The organism is Microbacterium sp. Y832 (assembly GCF_057669765.1).
Map to the genome: position 1 here is coordinate 175969 of NZ_JBYHFM010000004.1, position 14773 is coordinate 190741.

A 14773-nucleotide genomic window follows, 5' to 3' on the forward strand; every position below is an offset into this window, starting at 1 on the left:
CGTCCGTGGACTCGCGAGAGGATCCCGCGTTTGGGGAGGAACCGGGTCAGTGGCGGAAGATCGCGGTCCCGACGTAGACCTTCGTCGTGGCGGTCGAGGTGTTGCCCGCGGCATCTGTCGCCGAATAGGTGAAGGTGTACACGGCGTCGTTCACGGCGCGGACGAGGAAGGACGTGTCGCTCAACGTGGCGATCGCCGCCTTCTTGGCCCCGGATGTCGTCGCCGAGATGAGCGTCACCGTGACGTCACCGCTGTCGTCGGCGGCCCGCACGGCCATGTCAACGCGGCGGTCGCCGAGCGGCAGGACGATCCACCGCTGCGACGGTGTGACGGTGATGGTCGGGGCGGTCGTATCCGGCGCCTCCAGGTCGAGCCCCACGACGACCGGGTCGTGGTCGCTCGAGCGGTAGGCGTCCGGCGCGTAGAGGGCATCCTGCGCGTCGGCCTTGAAGGTCGTGTCGTAGTCGACGAGGCTCGGCTCGTCGGCGTTGACGTTCCAGACGGCGGCGCCGGTGACCTCGTCGACGATGTCCGCCCCGGCCAGCGCGTGGTCGAGCGAACCGAGCTGCCCGTCGAACACGTAGGTATACGTGTCTGCGGCGACGACGTCGGTGTAACCCGCGCCGTAGAGCACCTGCATCGGGTCTTCCTGCGCATACGCGTTGAGGTCGCCGAGGATCAGCTCGCGCCCCGCGCCCTGGCCCGTCGGATCGGTCGCGAGCCAGTCGGCCAGCGCGGCGGCGGCCTGCGTGCGCACGCCGTTGCAGTTGCCCTGCCCGTTCGGGTCGGTCGGGTCGCCCACCGCGGCGCAGGTCGAGCCCTTCGACTTCAGGTGGTTCACGACGACCGTGAAGGACGCCCCGTTCGCATCGGTGAAGCTCTGCGTGAGGCCGGGCCTGTTGAAGGCGTCGAGCCAGCGAGCGTCTTCGGACTGGTCCATGAGCTGGAATGCGCCCGCGGGAGTGACCGACGCCGGCTTGTACAGGATCGCCGTCGCGATGACATCGGTGCCGATGACGCCTGTGGCGATGTAGTCGTACACGTCGGCGCCGAGCCGCGCATTGAGCGCGTCGGCGAGGGCGGCCACGGCGGTGCCGTTGTTCTCGATCTCGACGAGCCCGAACACGTCGGCGTCGATCTCGGCGAGTGCCGCGACGATCTTCGCCTGCTGCCGCTCGAACTCGACGGGATCATTCGCGCCGCGCGCGTCGGGGCCCGTGAGCGTCGTGAAGTAGTTCAGCACGTTGAAGCTCGCGACCGTCAGCGCCCCCTCGACCGCCGGTGCCGCGAGGCGTGGGTTGGCGACCTCGTATTCGGCGCCCTGCGTGGCCTGGATCGCCCACGTGTCGAAGCGGTAGTCGAGCACACCCGTCACGTTCGTGACGAGGTCACCGCCGCGGAACGTGTTCTGCAGTGTGAACACGCTCCCGTTCGGATGGATGGCGGGATCGGGGTTCTGTATGCCGCGGCCGTCGTCGACCGCGATCGACTCGGCGGCGTTGCGGGCGGCGAGCGCGGCGGCTTCGGGGGATCCCGCGTCGTACAGCTGCGTCGGCTGCATCTGGCGGCCGACGGTCAGAGTGATCGTGCCGAACCGGCCGAAATCGAAGTGCTCGCCGATCGCGAGCTGCTGCGGCAGCGTCACGCGCATGCCCTCGAGGGCTTCGCGCTGCTCGGGCGACGCGGGAAGGGTGAGCGACGTCGCCGCCGGAAGCTCAGCCGTGCCGCACACCTCGATGCCGCCTGCCGTGATCTGCGTCATCCCGAACGCCTCGTCGACGACGCCCGCGACGCTCACGACGTCACCGGATGCGACCGCGGCGCCGCCGGGTGCGTAGACGAAGATGCCATCCGACGTGGCAGGCACGGCGTCCCCGGCGTCCTGCACGTAGTAGCCGTCGAAGCCGCCGCCCTGGAAGTCGCCGATCACGGTTCCCCTGACACGCACGGTCGTACCCGGGACGGGCGTGACGGCGCCCGTGCCCTGGATCGAGCCGATCGTGACGGCCTCGAGGTCGCAGCCGGCGTCGCCGGGGCCCGGCTCGGCAGGCGCGAGGGTCGTGGAGTTCGCCGCACCGGGGGTGTTGACGGCCTCACCGGCCACGAGGGTTCCCGTGAACCCCGCGATGCCGGCCAGGTCGAAGTCGTTGCGCACCCAGTCGGCGGCACCATCGGGCACACGCGAAGCGCCGCCCGGGGCGAAAGCGAGGCCGTCGTACGCGACGCCGAGCGTCACGCCGCCGTACGTCCGGTCGGTCGCGCCGCCGTCGCTGACCGCGACGGCATCGACGATCTCGAACCCGAGTCCGCCGTCGATGATGCCGTCGTCGTCGACGTCGATGTCAGTGCCGACCGCGGGGATCGTCCCGGTCACCAGCAGCAGGCTCAGACTGCCGTTCTCCAGCGTGTTGGCCGCGAGCTCGGCGAGTGACCGGCCCGAGGCATCCGGAGCGGGGAACGTGAGGACGTTGTCGACGATGCCCGTCGCGGGGGCGTCGCCTTCGACGCCGAGAACCGCGTAGCGGGTGAGGTCGACGTCGGCCGGCACGAGCAGCTCGACGTACTCCACGTCGGTGCCCGTCGTCGAGGCCGAGAACTCATTGATGACGAGGCTGACCGGGGGCGCCGCTGCGGCGGGGGCGATGCCGACCAGGACGAGCGCGCCGGCGGCGATGAGGGCGGAAAGACGACGCACGACAACCTCCAGCACAAACGCGGGGAGCGCTTTTCAGGGGCAACGCTAGGGCACGCGGCATCCGCGGGGAAGACCTTCCCGCCGCGGGCATCCCTCGAGGAATCGGATGATGCGTGAGGGCGGACCGCACGACACAATGGGGGTCATGACTGCGACCGCCGTGGATCCCTTCCGCGTCGTCTTCGTCTGCACGGGTAACATCTGCCGCTCCCCCATGGCCGAAGTCGTCTTCCGCCGATTCGCCGAAGACGCCGGTCTCGGCACGCGGGTCTGCTCGTCCAGCGCAGGCACGGGGGACTGGCACGTGGGCGAGCGCGCCGACCACCGCACGCTCGCGGCCCTCGAGCGGCGCGGCTACGACGGCACGCGGCACCGCGCACGCCAGTTCGCCCACACGGACTTCGAGCGCAGCGACCTGATCGTCGCGCTGGACCGATCGCACGAGCGGATCCTGCGCGGGTGGGCGCGCTGCGAGGCGGACACCGACAAGATCGCGCTGCTGATGACATTCGGGGCCGCTCCGCAGGTCATGGACGTGCCCGACCCGTACTACGCCAGCGCGGGAATGTTCGATGACGTGCTCGGTATGATCGAGACTGCGAGCCGGGCGCTCTTCCGGCAGCTCGAACCCGCGATCCGCCCGGCCGTCTGACGTCCGCGGGTCGCCGACGGGAGACCCGTGACCTCTCTGCCTCCCCAGCCGCTCAGCCCCCTCGACGGCCGCTATCGCTCCGCCGTGACGGGGCTCGCCGACTACCTGTCCGAGGCGGGCTTGAACCGCGCCCGCGTCGAAGTCGAAGTGGAGTGGCTCATCGCCCTCACCGACCGTTCGCTCTTCGGCACGTCACCGCTGTCCGACGACGACAAGGCGCGCCTGCGCGCGCTGTACCTCGAGTTCGGGCAGGCCGAGATCGACTGGCTCGCCGAAACGGAATCGGTCACGCGCCACGACGTCAAGGCCGTCGAGTACCTCGTGCGCGACCGGCTGTCGACCCTCGGGCTCGACGCGATCGCCGAGCTGACGCACTTCGCGTGCACGAGCGAGGACATCAACTCGGCGTCGTACGCGCTGACGGTTAAGCGCGCCGTCGAGAACGTGTGGCTGCCCAAGCTGCGCTCGGTCATCACGCGTCTCGCTGAGCTGTCGGTCGAGCACCGGGATGCCGCGATGCTGTCGCGCACGCACGGGCAGCCGGCAACGCCGTCGACGATGGGCAAAGAGCTCGCGGTGTTCGTGTGGCGCCTGGAGCGAGTCGCCCGCCAGATCGAGGGCGGCGAGTACCTCGCCAAGTTCTCGGGCGCGACGGGCACGTGGTCGGCGCACCTCGCCGCCGAGCCGAACGCCGACTGGGTCGACGTGTCGCGCTCGTTCATCGAGGGCCTCGGCATCGGGTTCAACGTGCTGACGACGCAGATCGAGTCGCATGACTGGCAGGTCGAGCTGTACGACCGCGCGCGTCACGCGGGCGGCATCCTGCACAACCTCGCGACGGATGTCTGGACCTACATCTCGCTCGGCTTCTTCTCGCAGATTCCGGTGGCCGGTGCGACGGGGTCATCGACCATGCCGCATAAGATCAACCCGATCCGCTTCGAGAACGCCGAGGCGAACCTCGAGATCGCGGGCGGGCTGTTCCAGACTCTCGCGCAGACCCTCGTGACCTCACGTCTGCAGCGCGACCTCACCGACTCGACGACGCAGCGCAACATCGGTGTCGCGTTCGGGCACTCCCTGCTCGCGCTGGACAACCTGCTGCGCGGCCTCAGCGAGATCTCGCTCGCCCAGCCGGTGCTCGATGCCGATCTCGACGCGAACTGGGAGGTCCTCGCCGAAGCGATCCAGACCGTCGTGCGTGCCGAGATCGCGGCGGGCCGCTCGCAGATCACCGATCCGTACGCCCTGCTGAAAGAACTCACGCGCGGCCGTCGCGTCGGGGGCGTCGAGCTCGCCGAGTTCGTGCGCGGCCTCGACATCGGTGACGCCGCGAAGGAGCGCCTGATCGCGCTCACGCCGGCCGGTTACACCGGACTCGCGTCGCGCCTGGTCGACGAGCTGAACTAGCTCTTCGCGTCGTCGTCGCCCTGCTCGTCCTCGGGCAGGAGCACGGCACGGTCGACGTTCTTGGTGATCTGGGCGGGGTCGACTGCGAGCAGCAGCAGCGCGACGACCAGGAGCACGACGATGAACGTGATGCCCGCGACGACGGCGGCCACGACGAGCGCGTGCTCTGACTGACCCTCGAAACGCTGCTGGAAGAAGCCCATCGAGACGAGCGTCACGATGCCGGCGAAGAGCGCCGCCCCGAAAGCCAGACCGAGCAGCTGGATCGGCTTCATGAGGTCACGACGAGTGGGGCGTTCGGTCATGACTGATCCTCCGATTGGGGGGCGTGCACGTCGGACGGAGCCGGGACGCGACGCGGTGAGAAGCCGGCGATGCCGAGGTAGACCGCGACGACCGCCGCGTACGCGCCGAACAGGCCGACGGCGATCGTGATTCCGGTGAGGGTGAACGATGCGTTCGCCTCTTCGACCGTGTACGGCAGGGCGTATTCGGCCGGCACGAGCAGGAGCGCACCGGCCAGCGCGATGCCGACGATTCCCACGACCATCGATTCGCGGGCGGCGAGCGGCGAGACGGAGGCCGTCGGCGTGCCGTCGGACCACGGAGCGACGTCGCCGGGCTTGAGCGCGCGGGGGCCACGGAGTGAGACGAATCCGTCGATGGCCTCGACGAGACCCGTGACGAACGCCCACGTGATGACCACGACGAAGAAGCCGGTCGTGGTGCGCAGGTCACCGACGCTCGCGACCATGCCCGCCGCGATCGTGAGCACGCCGAGGAGGATCGACGGCCAGCGCCTGCCCGCGGGCTGGACGAGCCATGCCCCGAGTACGTGCACGATGCCGGTCGCGAGGGCGAAGCCGCCGAAGACGGCGAGACCGACCCCCGCGGAGTGATCCTGCGAGAAGGTGATCATCAGCGCCGCGATGGCCGCGAAGGCCGCGCGCGCGAGTTGAACGTGGCGCGCGTCGAAGACACGAGAAGGGGAGGCGGTGGTCACGAATTTCCTCAGAAAGAAGAGCGGCCTGACCAGTCTAGCCGCGGTGCGTCGCACGGTCGCCCGGTGGTCCCGCGGGGAAACCTCCCCCGCCGCCGGGTCATGCCACCCGCCCGGTTCGAACCGTTGGCCGCGGCACCCGCGCCTAGGTCGTGCGGCTTCGGATCGTGAGGATCTGCTGCGCGGTCCCGACGGGACCGTCGAGGTCGTGCAGGATCGTGCTCGTGAGGCCGACTCCCGTCGGGCCGTAGGCCACCGTCGTATCGAGCCCCACCCATGGGCCCGAGGGCGACCGGAAGAAGTGCATCGTGAGGTCGAGGTTCGGGAAGAGCCACTCCTCATGGCTCTGCCGCGCGGCGATGCCGTTGGCGGTGTCCACGAGCGCGACGAACCGCGCGAGCGGGCTCGTCTCCTCACCGGCGACGAGATCGAGATCCGTGGTGAGCCACGCGGTCGCGCGACCCGGACGGTGAGGGCCGGCATACCGAGCCTGGATGCTGCGGATGTAGCCTCCGCGCCATGCCTCGGCGAGCGGGTAGTCGGGGAGCCCGTCCGGGGACGGCAGCGCGGTCCATTCATCGCCGGCCACCGCCTGAGTGTCTTCGGGCGCCAGGAGCCACGCACGCGCGGTGAGTGTCAGCCGCCCTGCGATCGTGGCCGTCGTCTCGAGCAGTTCGATCGTGCGCCCCGGACGCGTCGGCACCGTCTCGATCTCGATATCGCCGCGGGCGAGCCTGCCCAGGATGTCGACGCTGATCCGACCGACCACCTTGTCCGCGTCACCGTGCTCACGGCGCCAGCGGTCCATGTGGTGCACCATGAGACCGACGACGGTGGCGACGTGCAGGTCTTCGTCGCTCCACGCCCCACCGACGTGGTCGGTGGGGGTGTAGCGGTCGGGTCCGGCGGGGATGAAGTAGCTCTCGCGGGTCATCGGTCTCTCTCGGTCGGGTGGCCTCCCTCCAGCATGGCGCAGAGCGGGGGCGAACCCGCGCCGCCTCCCGCCCTGCGCCCGAGATCAGGTCGTGGGCGTCTCGCCGGGCGCCGGTGTCGTCGGGGAGGTGGGGCGCGGCGTGGGTTCTGCGTCGGTCTCGCCGTCCGGGTGGCCGGGGCGTTCGTCGGCCTTGTCCGCGCCGTCGCCCTTCATGCCGCCGCCCTTCATGCCGCCGCCCGGACCGCGCTCTCCCCCACGCGGGTGGGAGTCACCACGGTGGTCATGCCCGCCCCGGCCGCCCTCACGGCCGCCGTCACGCCCGCCGGAGCCCGAGTCGCCGTCGGCCTCCTCCCACGGTGCGCGGTCCTGCTCGGCCGCGGGCGAAGACGGACCGAACGCCGTCAGGGCGCCGAAGCCCGTGCCCGAGGCGAAGCCGGCCCCGAGCAGCAGTGCGCCCGCTGCCGCGGCACCCGTGACGCGCACCCACGTCTTCTGGAAGAACGACCGTTCGGATGCCGCCGGCACAGCCGACGCGGTCTGGTCGGTGGGCGGCTGCGGTGCATCCGTGGTCGGGGGGAGCTCCACGGTGGGGAGCGCGTCCTGCGCGTCCTGCGGGTCGGGTGTGTTCTGAGTGTCATTTGCTGAAGTCATGACCTCACCCTCGCGAAGCCGTTCAAAGACGACGCCAAGATTCAGCCGCATCCAGTGACTTCATAGACGGCGCCGACGAAGTCCTCAGCCGGTTCGGCGCCGAGCCGGCAGTCGCACGCGCACGATCGTGCCGGCACGCGACGTCGACTCCACGACAGCCTCCCCGCCGAAGCGCGTGGCGATGTCGCGCACGAGCGCGAGGCCCAACCCGAAACCAGCGGGCTCGCCGGGCGCCGCAGCCCGGGCGAACCGCTGGAAGGCGGCATCCGGATCGATCCCCGTGATCCCCGGGCCCTGATCGGCCACGCGGATATCCACGTGTCGTCCCGAGCGCGCCGCGGTGACGGTGACGGTGCCCCCGGGGGGTGAGTGCTTGACGGCGTTGTCGAGCAGCGCCAGCAGCGCACGGCTGAGCGCGGTCGCGTCGGCGCCGACCTCGAGGCCCGCCGGCGCGTCGACCCGCAGCGAGACACCGGCTTCGGCGGCGCGCGGCTCGATGATCAGACGGGCGTCGCCGATCGCGGCATCCACCGAGGCGACCGACGTGTCATCGGCGCGCTCCAGGCCCGCTGTTTCGGCGGCCACGAGCAGATCCGTGAGGATCCGGTCCATGACGTCGGCGTCGCGACGCAGATCGCCGAGCGCGGCGGTGACATCGCCGCCGCGCTCGGCGCGATGCTGGGCGAGCTGGATGCGGCTCGTCAGCGTCGTCAGCGGAGTTCGCAGTTCGTGGCTCGCGTCGGCGACGAAGGCGCGCTGCACGCGCAGCGCCTCTTCCAGCGGCCGGGCGGCACGGCGCGAGGCGTACCAGGCGATCAGGGCGAGCACGAGGACTCCGCCCACGCCCATCACGACCACGATCGGCACGACGTCACCGATGTCGAGCACCCGACCCGGTCCCCGGCCCGGTCGTCGCGGCCGGGAGGCGGCGTACATCACGACCACGACGAGCGCCGTGAGCCCCCCGACGATCGCGGCGGCGGCGAGTCCAACCCACAGCCCGGCCCGTACGGCCGACTGCTGCGCGCGTCGGGCATCCCGCTCGGAAGCCCTCGACCCGCTGCTCACGGCGCTCCGCAGCGGTACCCGCGCGCGCGCACCGTGTCGATGAGCTCGGGGGTCGACTTGCGCCTGATGTAGTGGACGTACGTGTCCACGGTCGCGGCCGACCCGCCGGGGAAGACCTCAGCGAGGATCTCTTCGCGGGTGAAGACGTGCTCCGGGCTCGACGTGAGAAGCTCGAGAAGATCCGTCTCGGCGGCGGTGAGAGAGACCCGCCGGTCCCCCGGTGAATACAGCGCCTGACTCGCCGGGCGGAAGACCCAGGCTCCGATCTCACGGCGGTCGCCCTCGTGGCGGCCCATCCTGCGCAGGGCACGCAGCCGCGCCTGGAGCTCGGCGAAATCGAAGGGCTTGACGAGGTAGTCGTCGGCACCGCCGTCCAACCCGCTGACGCGGTCGTCGATGGCTCCGAGGGCGGTCAGCATCAGCGCGGGCGTCGTGATCTGCGCCGTCCGCACCGCCTGGATGAACTCCACCCCCGTCATCCCGGGCAGGCGTCGGTCCACGACCATGACGTCATAGCGGCGGCGCAGCGCCTCGTCGAGTGCCGCCTCGCCCGTCGTGACGTGGTCGACGTCGTATTCATCGGCCAGCACTTCGGTGACGATGCCCGCGATGTCCGCTTCATCTTCGACGTACAGAAGGCGCGGACGAGCAGGAGCGGGAGTATCTCGCTGTGTCGACACGCCCTCAGTATCGCCTGTGGTCGCTAGTCGCGGGGCAGCACCGTGAGCACCCGCGCGATGTGGTCGCGGAACTCGTTCATGAAGTCGCGCAGGAAGCCGGCAGTCTCCTCGGAGGTCACTTCGCCGTCTTCCGTGTAGTGATCGGGCTTGAAGTGGATGTACGCCTCGGGCGAGGTCATCTGTCTCGCGTTGCAGAAGGACAGCACACCGCGCAGGCTCTGCTGAGCGACCGCCGTGCCGATCTGACCGATCGAGGCGCCGATGACGGCGGCGGGGATGTGATCGAAGGAGTTCTGCCCCCACGGCCGTGAAGCCCAATCGATCGCGTTCTTGAGCGCCCCGGGGATCGATCGGTTGTACTCGGGGGTGACGAACAGCACCGCGTCGGACGCTGCGATCGCTTCTTTGAGGGCAATAGCCTCGGGCGGGTAGTCCTCGTCGTAGTCCTGGCTGTACAGCGCGAGGTTTCCGATGGGGATCTCGGTGAACTCGAGATCCTTCGGCGCCAGAGCGATCAGCGCTTTGGACAGCGTTCGGTTGATCGAGGTCGACGACAGGCTTCCGACGAAATAGCCGACTTTGTACGTGGTCATCACTGTTTCCTCCGTTGAGGTGCCAGCATCCGTCATGCCCGTCACTCGGGGAACCCCCTTGTGCTGCGGCGTCTTCTCACTCGGATGCCGCGGAGCGGCGTGCGTCAGTCCCTGCGGATCCAGCGGAAGGTGATGCGGGTGAGGATGAGCCCCGCCACGAGCCAGATGCCACAGACGATCGCGACGCCCATCAGGTTCCACGACTCCCCCGCCTCGAGCGAGGCGTAGCTGTCAGGCAGGAACACCGCACGCATACCCCGCGCGAGCCACGCCAGGGGGAAGACATTGGCGATCTGCTGCAGCCAGTCGGGCAGCATCGAGAACTGGATGTAGACGCCCGAGATGAACTGCAGCACGAGCACGATCGGGATGATGACGGCGGTCGCGCTCTTGCCCGATCGAGGCAGAGCCGACATCCCGATCCCGAGGATCGCGCACGTGGTCACCCCGAGGAGGAAGACCCACGCGAAGGTCAGCCATGCTTCGGGCTCGGCCGGAAGCGGCACATCGAACGCCGTTGCCGCAACGACGATGAGCACGGCTGCCTGCAGGATGCCCGTCACGAGCACCTGCCCGATCTTGCCGAGGAAGTAGCTCACCGGCGACAGCGGGCTGCCGGCCAGTCGCTTCAGCGTGCCGTCGCTCTTCTCCATCGCGATGTCGGTCGCCATGTTCTGCAGTCCGGACAGCAGCACACCGGCGGCGAGCATGGCGGGCAGGTAGAACTGCGCGGCGGTCATCTCGCCGCCATCGGGCGTGCGCCCGAACTCGGCATCGCTGAAGGCGACCGCGAAGATCGTCAGCATCAGGAGGGGAAACAGGAAGGTGAAGAAGACCGTGTCACCCTGGCGGAAGTACGAGCGGATCTCGTAGCCGGCGCGCAGGACGCCCAGCCGCACCGTGCGCAGCGGCCCGAACCGCATCGCCGTCGTGCTCACGACAGGACCGCCTCGACGTCGACGGCTTTCTCGCCGACGAGCTCGAGGTAGATGTCTTCGAGGCTGGGACGGATGACCTCGAGCCGCTCGGGCTCGCCGTTCGCGACAAGCTCGGCCACGAACCGTCCGGGCTCGGTCGTGCGTTCCTGGTGCGGCACCCCGTCCTGTCTCCATCGGACGATCGGGATGCGGGCCTGCGCTCCGCCGAGCTCGTCGATCGCGCCGAGTGCGACGAGCTCGCCGGCGGCGATGATGCCGCCACGATCGGAGAGCTGCTGGGCTTCGTCGAGGTAGTGGGTTGTGAGCAGGATCGAGGTGCCCTCATCGCGCAGCTGGCGGATCAGTTGCCAGAACTGGCGGCGGGCCTCGGGGTCGAAGCCGGTGGTCGGCTCGTCGAGGAACAGCAGCTCAGGGCGCCCGATGATGCCCAGCGCCACATCGACACGGCGCTTCTGACCGCCCGAGAGCTTAGAGATGCGCGTGTCGGCCTTGGCTTCGAGGCCGACCGCCGCTATGACCTCGTCGACGTCGCGGGGGCGGGGGTAATAGCCGGCGAAGTGACGCAGCTGCTCGCGAATGGTCGCCGTGCCCGTCTCTCCGCTGGACTGCAGCACGATGCCCAGACGCGCCTTCCACGCGAGGTTGCCCTTGCGGGGGTCTCGCCCCAGCACGCTGACCTCGCCCGCCGTGCGGTCGCGGTAGCCCTCGAGGATCTCGATCGCCGTGGACTTTCCGGCGCCGTTCGGACCGAGCAGCGCAAAGGTCTCGCCGCGGTGGATGTCGAAGTCGATGCCGCGTACGGCCTCGACGGCGCGATAGCTCTTTCGCAACCCTCGCACTTCGACGACATTGTCGGCTGTCATGCGACGCCTCGCACGCGCCCGTGTCGATTTCGCGTGCGGGTCATGGCGCAAGGATACGCGACCGTCCCCCCAACGGCCTGAGTCCGTCGCAGCGGTCTGACGGGGAATCCGCGTCAGCGCCGTCGGCGTCTCGTACCGCGCCACAATGGGCGGATGACATCCCTCACCGCGCTGACCGACGACGGGCGCCGGTTCTTCGCCGACTACCACCTCGCGACGCTGTCGACCCTCGGGCCGGATGCCGGCATCCACGTCGTCGCCGTGGGGTACACGCTCGACGACGACGGTGTGGTCCGCATCATCACAACCGACGGCAGCCAGAAGGTGCGAAACATCGAGCGCGACCCGCGCGCAACTGTGGCCCAGGTGGCAGGCCCGCAGTGGGCGAGCATCGCCGGGATGGCCGTGATCGAGCGCGAGCCCGACGCGGTCGCCCACGCCGTCGCGCTCTACGCCGCACGCTATCGTCAGCCGCGCCCGAACCCGTTGCGCGTCGTCATCCGTCTGACACCCGCGAAGGTGCTCGGCTCAGCCGCACTGTGGGGGTGAGTTCAGCCCGTCAACCGCTCACGGGAGAGGGTGCCGCGGCATCCAGATGACGGCGTGAAGCGGCGATCGCGAGCCGCGCATGCTCCTTCGCACCGACCTGCGCGACGAGATTCGCGTGGGGGATCTCGAGCGCCAGGGGAAGATCGGGGGGGAGCGCATCGAGAATGCCCGCGATATCGAGGTCTCCCTCACCCGGGAACAGCCGTTCGAATCGGGCGGTGTGGATGAGTCCTGCGGTGGTCGCGGGTATCTCCCCCGGCGCATCGCACACGTGGACGTAGTGGAACCACTCGCGTGGCAGCGCACGCAGCTCTTCGAGCTCCGAATCCGACCGACAGAAATGCAGCACGTCGATGAGGAGACCCGCGTTCGGCTGATCCGCGGCACGCAGCACGCGAACGGCCTCGGCAAGATTGGGCGTCTCGGTCCACGAGGGGAACTCGAGGTCGAGCGTGAGCCCCAGCGGTCGCGCGAGCTCGCAGAGCTCGGCATATCGGTCGGACTTGCGCGAGAAATCGGCATCGGGCAGCTGCGTGATGACGTGGCGGGCGCCGAGCTCCGCACCCGCTTCGAGAAAGCGCAGATAGTCACGAGGACTGTCGCTCGAGGTCATGCGGGCGAGTTCGATGTCGAGCACTTCCACCCCCATCGCCGACAGGTGCGTCTTCGTCGCACGCATGAGCCGCGGGTCGTAGGCCAGGGGGTAGCTGGGCTCTTGCGCCGTCACTTTCGTCATGCGCAGCCCGACGTAGCGGTAGCCGGCCGCCGCCGCCGCGTCGACGAGCTCGGGCGGCGTCAGGCTCAACGCCGTCAAATGGGCGAGGGAGTAGTCGTACCGGTGCTCGGTCGTGACGTCGGCGGACGCGACGTCGAGCATCCGCATCCGCTGGCGGCGGTGGGCCGCCATCCGCAGAGGAACGCTGTGCGGATCCCCGAAGCCGTCGTACCCGTCGATGCGCTGCACGATCTCGAAGTAGATGCGCGAGCCCACCATTTCGGTGAAGAGATGCAAGTACTCGCCGCGCTGATCGCGGTCGTAGACGATGTCGTTCTCGCGGAGCACGGCGATGACGGCCGTAGGAAGACCCAGGCGCGCTTCGAGGTCGTCGTAGTAGTTGCCGGGGATGCGCAGAACAGCCGCACCGCTCTCGCGCAGCGCCCGCGCACACGCGACAGCATCGTCCGTGCGGAACGCGATCGACTGCGGGCTCGAGACGCTGGGCGCCCAGTCGCCTCGCCGCAGCGGCGACGTGCTCAGCGCGATCCGCATCCGGTGATCCGGATCGACCGCGGTCCACCGGTGTACGACACCGAAGGGGGCGTTGACCTCGGTCGGCTCACCCGCCGAAAGCCCGAGCACCGTGCGAAAGAAAAGGGTCGACGGCTCGAAGTCGTCGACGGAGTCCGTCATCGACACGTGGTCGATGTCGTGCAGGAGCGGCGACGGCGACACGAAGGCGCCCGTCGGCGCGAAGTCCGCGAACCACTTCGGCTCGCAGAAGAACAGCGCCGTGCCGTCGGGGGTGGCGACAGAGTTCAGATCGGCTTCGCCCTCGCTGAGCTTGCGGGCGAGCTTGGGGGCGAGCAGGCTCTGCGCGCGCCGGAAGGACGCGCCCGCGTCGGAGGTGTCGATACCCAGCGCGATGATCGACGCCGTCGCGGGATCGATGGAGCGCTCGGGCGCGAGGTCGAGCAGCACCCGGGCGGATCCCTGCTCCCACAGCTCCACCGGCTTCGAGCGATGCTGGCCCGTGTGGACGAAGCCGAGCATGCCCAGCAGACGCGCGACGAGCGGGTGCGACAGCGCATCGACCGCCAGCTCGGCGAACGCATACCCCTCGAGACGGGGCGCAGGCGGCAAGGGGCTCGATACGGAGCGGATGGCCGCGGGGCCGCGCTCACCCACGCTCTCGGCGAGGGCGCGCATCGAGCGCATGGCGTCGATCGCGGCGTGGCGGGGATCCTCCTGCTGATAGACGTCGTTGAAGACCTCGAGCGCGATCGATCCGCGGTATCCCTTCGCGTCGAGCTGCTCCAGGAAGCCGCGGACATCGAGGACGCCCTGTCCCGGGAACACCCGCGAATGCAGACTCCACTCGCGGACATCCATCCCGGTACGCGGTGCGTCGGCGAGTTGCACGTGGAAGATCTTCGCGGGATCGATCGGGGCGAGCTCGACCTGGGGATCGTTCGCGTGGGAGAGCACATGGAAGCTGTCCAGACACATCCCCAACGCCGCGTGATCGGCGCGGCGGACGATGCGCCATGCGTGCTCGTGCGTGCGGATGCGGCCCCACGGCACACCCTCGAACGCGAGCCGCATGTTCCGCTCCTCGGCGAGGTCGGCGATGCGCGACAGCTGCTCTGCATCCAATTCATCATCGTCGATGCCGTCGTCCGAGAGGGTCGAGCAGCAGACGAGCACGCGCGCGCCCAGATCGGCCACCAGGTCGAGCTTGCGTTCGGCATGGCGGAGCCGAGCCTCGAACAGCTCCGGCCGGACGGCCTCGACGTGCAGCGGTTGATAAGCGTCGATCGACAGACCCAGATCTGCAGCCTCTTCGGCGATGCGAGCGGGAGACCACGGCGACACGATCAGGTCGTGCTCGAGCACCTCCACCCCGCCGAACCCAGCCGCGACGGCCGCGCGCATCTTGTCCTGAAGCGTCCCCGCCAGAGACACCGTCGAGATCGAAAGAGACGACTCGCCGCTCATGATGTCACCGCTCGTTCACTGTCC

General features: G+C 69.4%; 14 protein-coding genes. 3 read left to right on the forward strand and 11 right to left on the reverse strand.

Annotation, left to right across the window (positions count from 1 at the left end):
- Nucleotides 1–46: 46 nt before the first annotated feature.
- Nucleotides 47–2695, reverse strand: coding sequence for an ExeM/NucH family extracellular endonuclease (locus AC25YV_RS09545; protein WP_488123611.1), 2649 nt, complete (start codon nt 2693–2695; stop codon nt 47–49).
- Between the two features lie 145 nt (nt 2696–2840).
- Here AC25YV_RS09545 and AC25YV_RS09550 point away from each other — a divergent pair, with 145 nt between their 5' ends.
- Both AC25YV_RS09550 and purB read left to right on the forward strand, forming a co-directional pair.
- Nucleotides 2841–3347 carry a low molecular weight protein-tyrosine-phosphatase gene (locus AC25YV_RS09550; protein WP_488123612.1) on the forward strand — a complete coding sequence of 169 codons (507 nt, stop codon included), beginning with the start codon at nt 2841–2843 and terminating at the stop codon, nt 3345–3347.
- Between the two features lie 27 nt (nt 3348–3374).
- The gene (gene purB, locus AC25YV_RS09555; protein ID WP_488123613.1) at nt 3375–4757 is read left to right on the forward strand and encodes an adenylosuccinate lyase; all 1383 of its coding nucleotides are present in this window, start codon (nt 3375–3377) and stop codon (nt 4755–4757) included.
- Here the strand turns inward: purB and AC25YV_RS09560 are convergent.
- The 9 genes from AC25YV_RS09560 to AC25YV_RS09600 form a co-directional block, all read right to left on the reverse strand.
- Nucleotides 4754–5062, reverse strand: a complete 309-nt coding sequence (locus AC25YV_RS09560; protein ID WP_488123614.1) for an amino acid transporter — start codon at nt 5060–5062, stop codon at nt 4754–4756. The two genes, purB and AC25YV_RS09560, sit on opposite strands and share 4 nt — an antisense overlap.
- On the reverse strand, nt 5059–5760 hold the full coding sequence (locus AC25YV_RS09565) for an acyl-CoA synthetase (protein ID WP_488123615.1): 702 nt from the start codon (nt 5758–5760) through the stop codon (nt 5059–5061). The genes AC25YV_RS09560 and AC25YV_RS09565 overlap by 4 nt, the downstream gene beginning before the upstream one ends.
- Before the next feature lie 142 nt (nt 5761–5902).
- Nucleotides 5903–6691: a thioesterase family protein gene (locus AC25YV_RS09570; RefSeq protein ID WP_488123616.1), complete on the reverse strand. Its 789-nt coding sequence runs from the start codon at nt 6689–6691 to the stop codon at nt 5903–5905.
- A gap of 84 nt (nt 6692–6775) precedes the next feature.
- Nucleotides 6776–7342 (reverse strand): hypothetical protein, encoded by a 567-nt coding sequence (locus tag AC25YV_RS09575; RefSeq protein WP_488123617.1) that lies wholly within the window; start codon nt 7340–7342, stop codon nt 6776–6778.
- Between the two features lie 84 nt (nt 7343–7426).
- Nucleotides 7427–8410: a sensor histidine kinase gene (locus AC25YV_RS09580; RefSeq protein WP_488123618.1), complete on the reverse strand. Its 984-nt coding sequence runs from the start codon at nt 8408–8410 to the stop codon at nt 7427–7429.
- Entirely contained in the window at nt 8407–9090 is a 684-nt protein-coding gene (locus AC25YV_RS09585) for a response regulator transcription factor (RefSeq protein WP_488123619.1), read from the reverse strand. The genes AC25YV_RS09580 and AC25YV_RS09585 overlap by 4 nt, the downstream gene beginning before the upstream one ends.
- 23 nt (nt 9091–9113) lie before the next feature.
- Nucleotides 9114–9683 (reverse strand): NADPH-dependent FMN reductase, encoded by a 570-nt coding sequence (locus tag AC25YV_RS09590; protein ID WP_488123620.1) that lies wholly within the window; start codon nt 9681–9683, stop codon nt 9114–9116.
- A gap of 104 nt (nt 9684–9787) precedes the next feature.
- Complete coding sequence (locus AC25YV_RS09595; protein ID WP_488123811.1) at nt 9788–10606, reverse strand: ABC transporter permease; 819 nt, start codon at nt 10604–10606, stop codon at nt 9788–9790.
- An 11-nt stretch (nt 10607–10617) separates the two neighbouring features.
- Nucleotides 10618–11484 (reverse strand): ABC transporter ATP-binding protein, encoded by an 867-nt coding sequence (locus AC25YV_RS09600; RefSeq protein ID WP_488123621.1) that lies wholly within the window; start codon nt 11482–11484, stop codon nt 10618–10620.
- 153 nt (nt 11485–11637) lie between these two features.
- On the opposite strand from AC25YV_RS09600, the gene AC25YV_RS09605 reads away from it, so the two are divergent.
- Nucleotides 11638–12033, forward strand: coding sequence for a PPOX class F420-dependent oxidoreductase (locus tag AC25YV_RS09605; RefSeq protein WP_488123622.1), 396 nt, complete (start codon nt 11638–11640; stop codon nt 12031–12033).
- Nucleotides 12034–12043: 10 nt separating this feature from the next.
- Here AC25YV_RS09605 and AC25YV_RS09610 read toward each other — a convergent pair whose 3' ends face one another.
- The gene (locus AC25YV_RS09610) at nt 12044–14749 is read right to left on the reverse strand and encodes a TIM barrel protein (protein ID WP_488123623.1); all 2706 of its coding nucleotides are present in this window, start codon (nt 14747–14749) and stop codon (nt 12044–12046) included.
- Between the last annotated feature and the right edge of the window lie 24 nt (nt 14750–14773).

Bases quoted from the DNA above. Each gene is read 5' to 3' on its own strand.
- AC25YV_RS09590 (WP_488123620.1), bottom strand. From the start codon at position 9,683: ATGACCACGTACAAAGTCGGCTATTTCGTCGGAAGCCTGTCGTCGACC.
- AC25YV_RS09560 (WP_488123614.1), bottom strand. From the start codon at position 5,062: ATGACCGAACGCCCCACTCGTCGTGACCTCATGAAGCCGATCCAGCTG.
- AC25YV_RS09550 (WP_488123612.1), top strand. From the start codon at position 2,841: ATGACTGCGACCGCCGTGGATCCCTTCCGCGTCGTCTTCGTCTGCACG.
- AC25YV_RS09610 (WP_488123623.1), bottom strand. From the start codon at position 14,749: ATGAGCGGCGAGTCGTCTCTTTCGATCTCGACGGTGTCTCTGGCGGGG.
- AC25YV_RS09600 (WP_488123621.1), bottom strand. From the start codon at position 11,484: ATGACAGCCGACAATGTCGTCGAAGTGCGAGGGTTGCGAAAGAGCTAT.
- AC25YV_RS09605 (WP_488123622.1), top strand. From the start codon at position 11,638: ATGACATCCCTCACCGCGCTGACCGACGACGGGCGCCGGTTCTTCGCC.
- AC25YV_RS09595 (WP_488123811.1), bottom strand. From the start codon at position 10,606: ATGCGGTTCGGGCCGCTGCGCACGGTGCGGCTGGGCGTCCTGCGCGCC.
- AC25YV_RS09575 (WP_488123617.1), bottom strand. From the start codon at position 7,342: ATGACTTCAGCAAATGACACTCAGAACACACCCGACCCGCAGGACGCG.
- AC25YV_RS09570 (WP_488123616.1), bottom strand. From the start codon at position 6,691: ATGACCCGCGAGAGCTACTTCATCCCCGCCGGACCCGACCGCTACACC.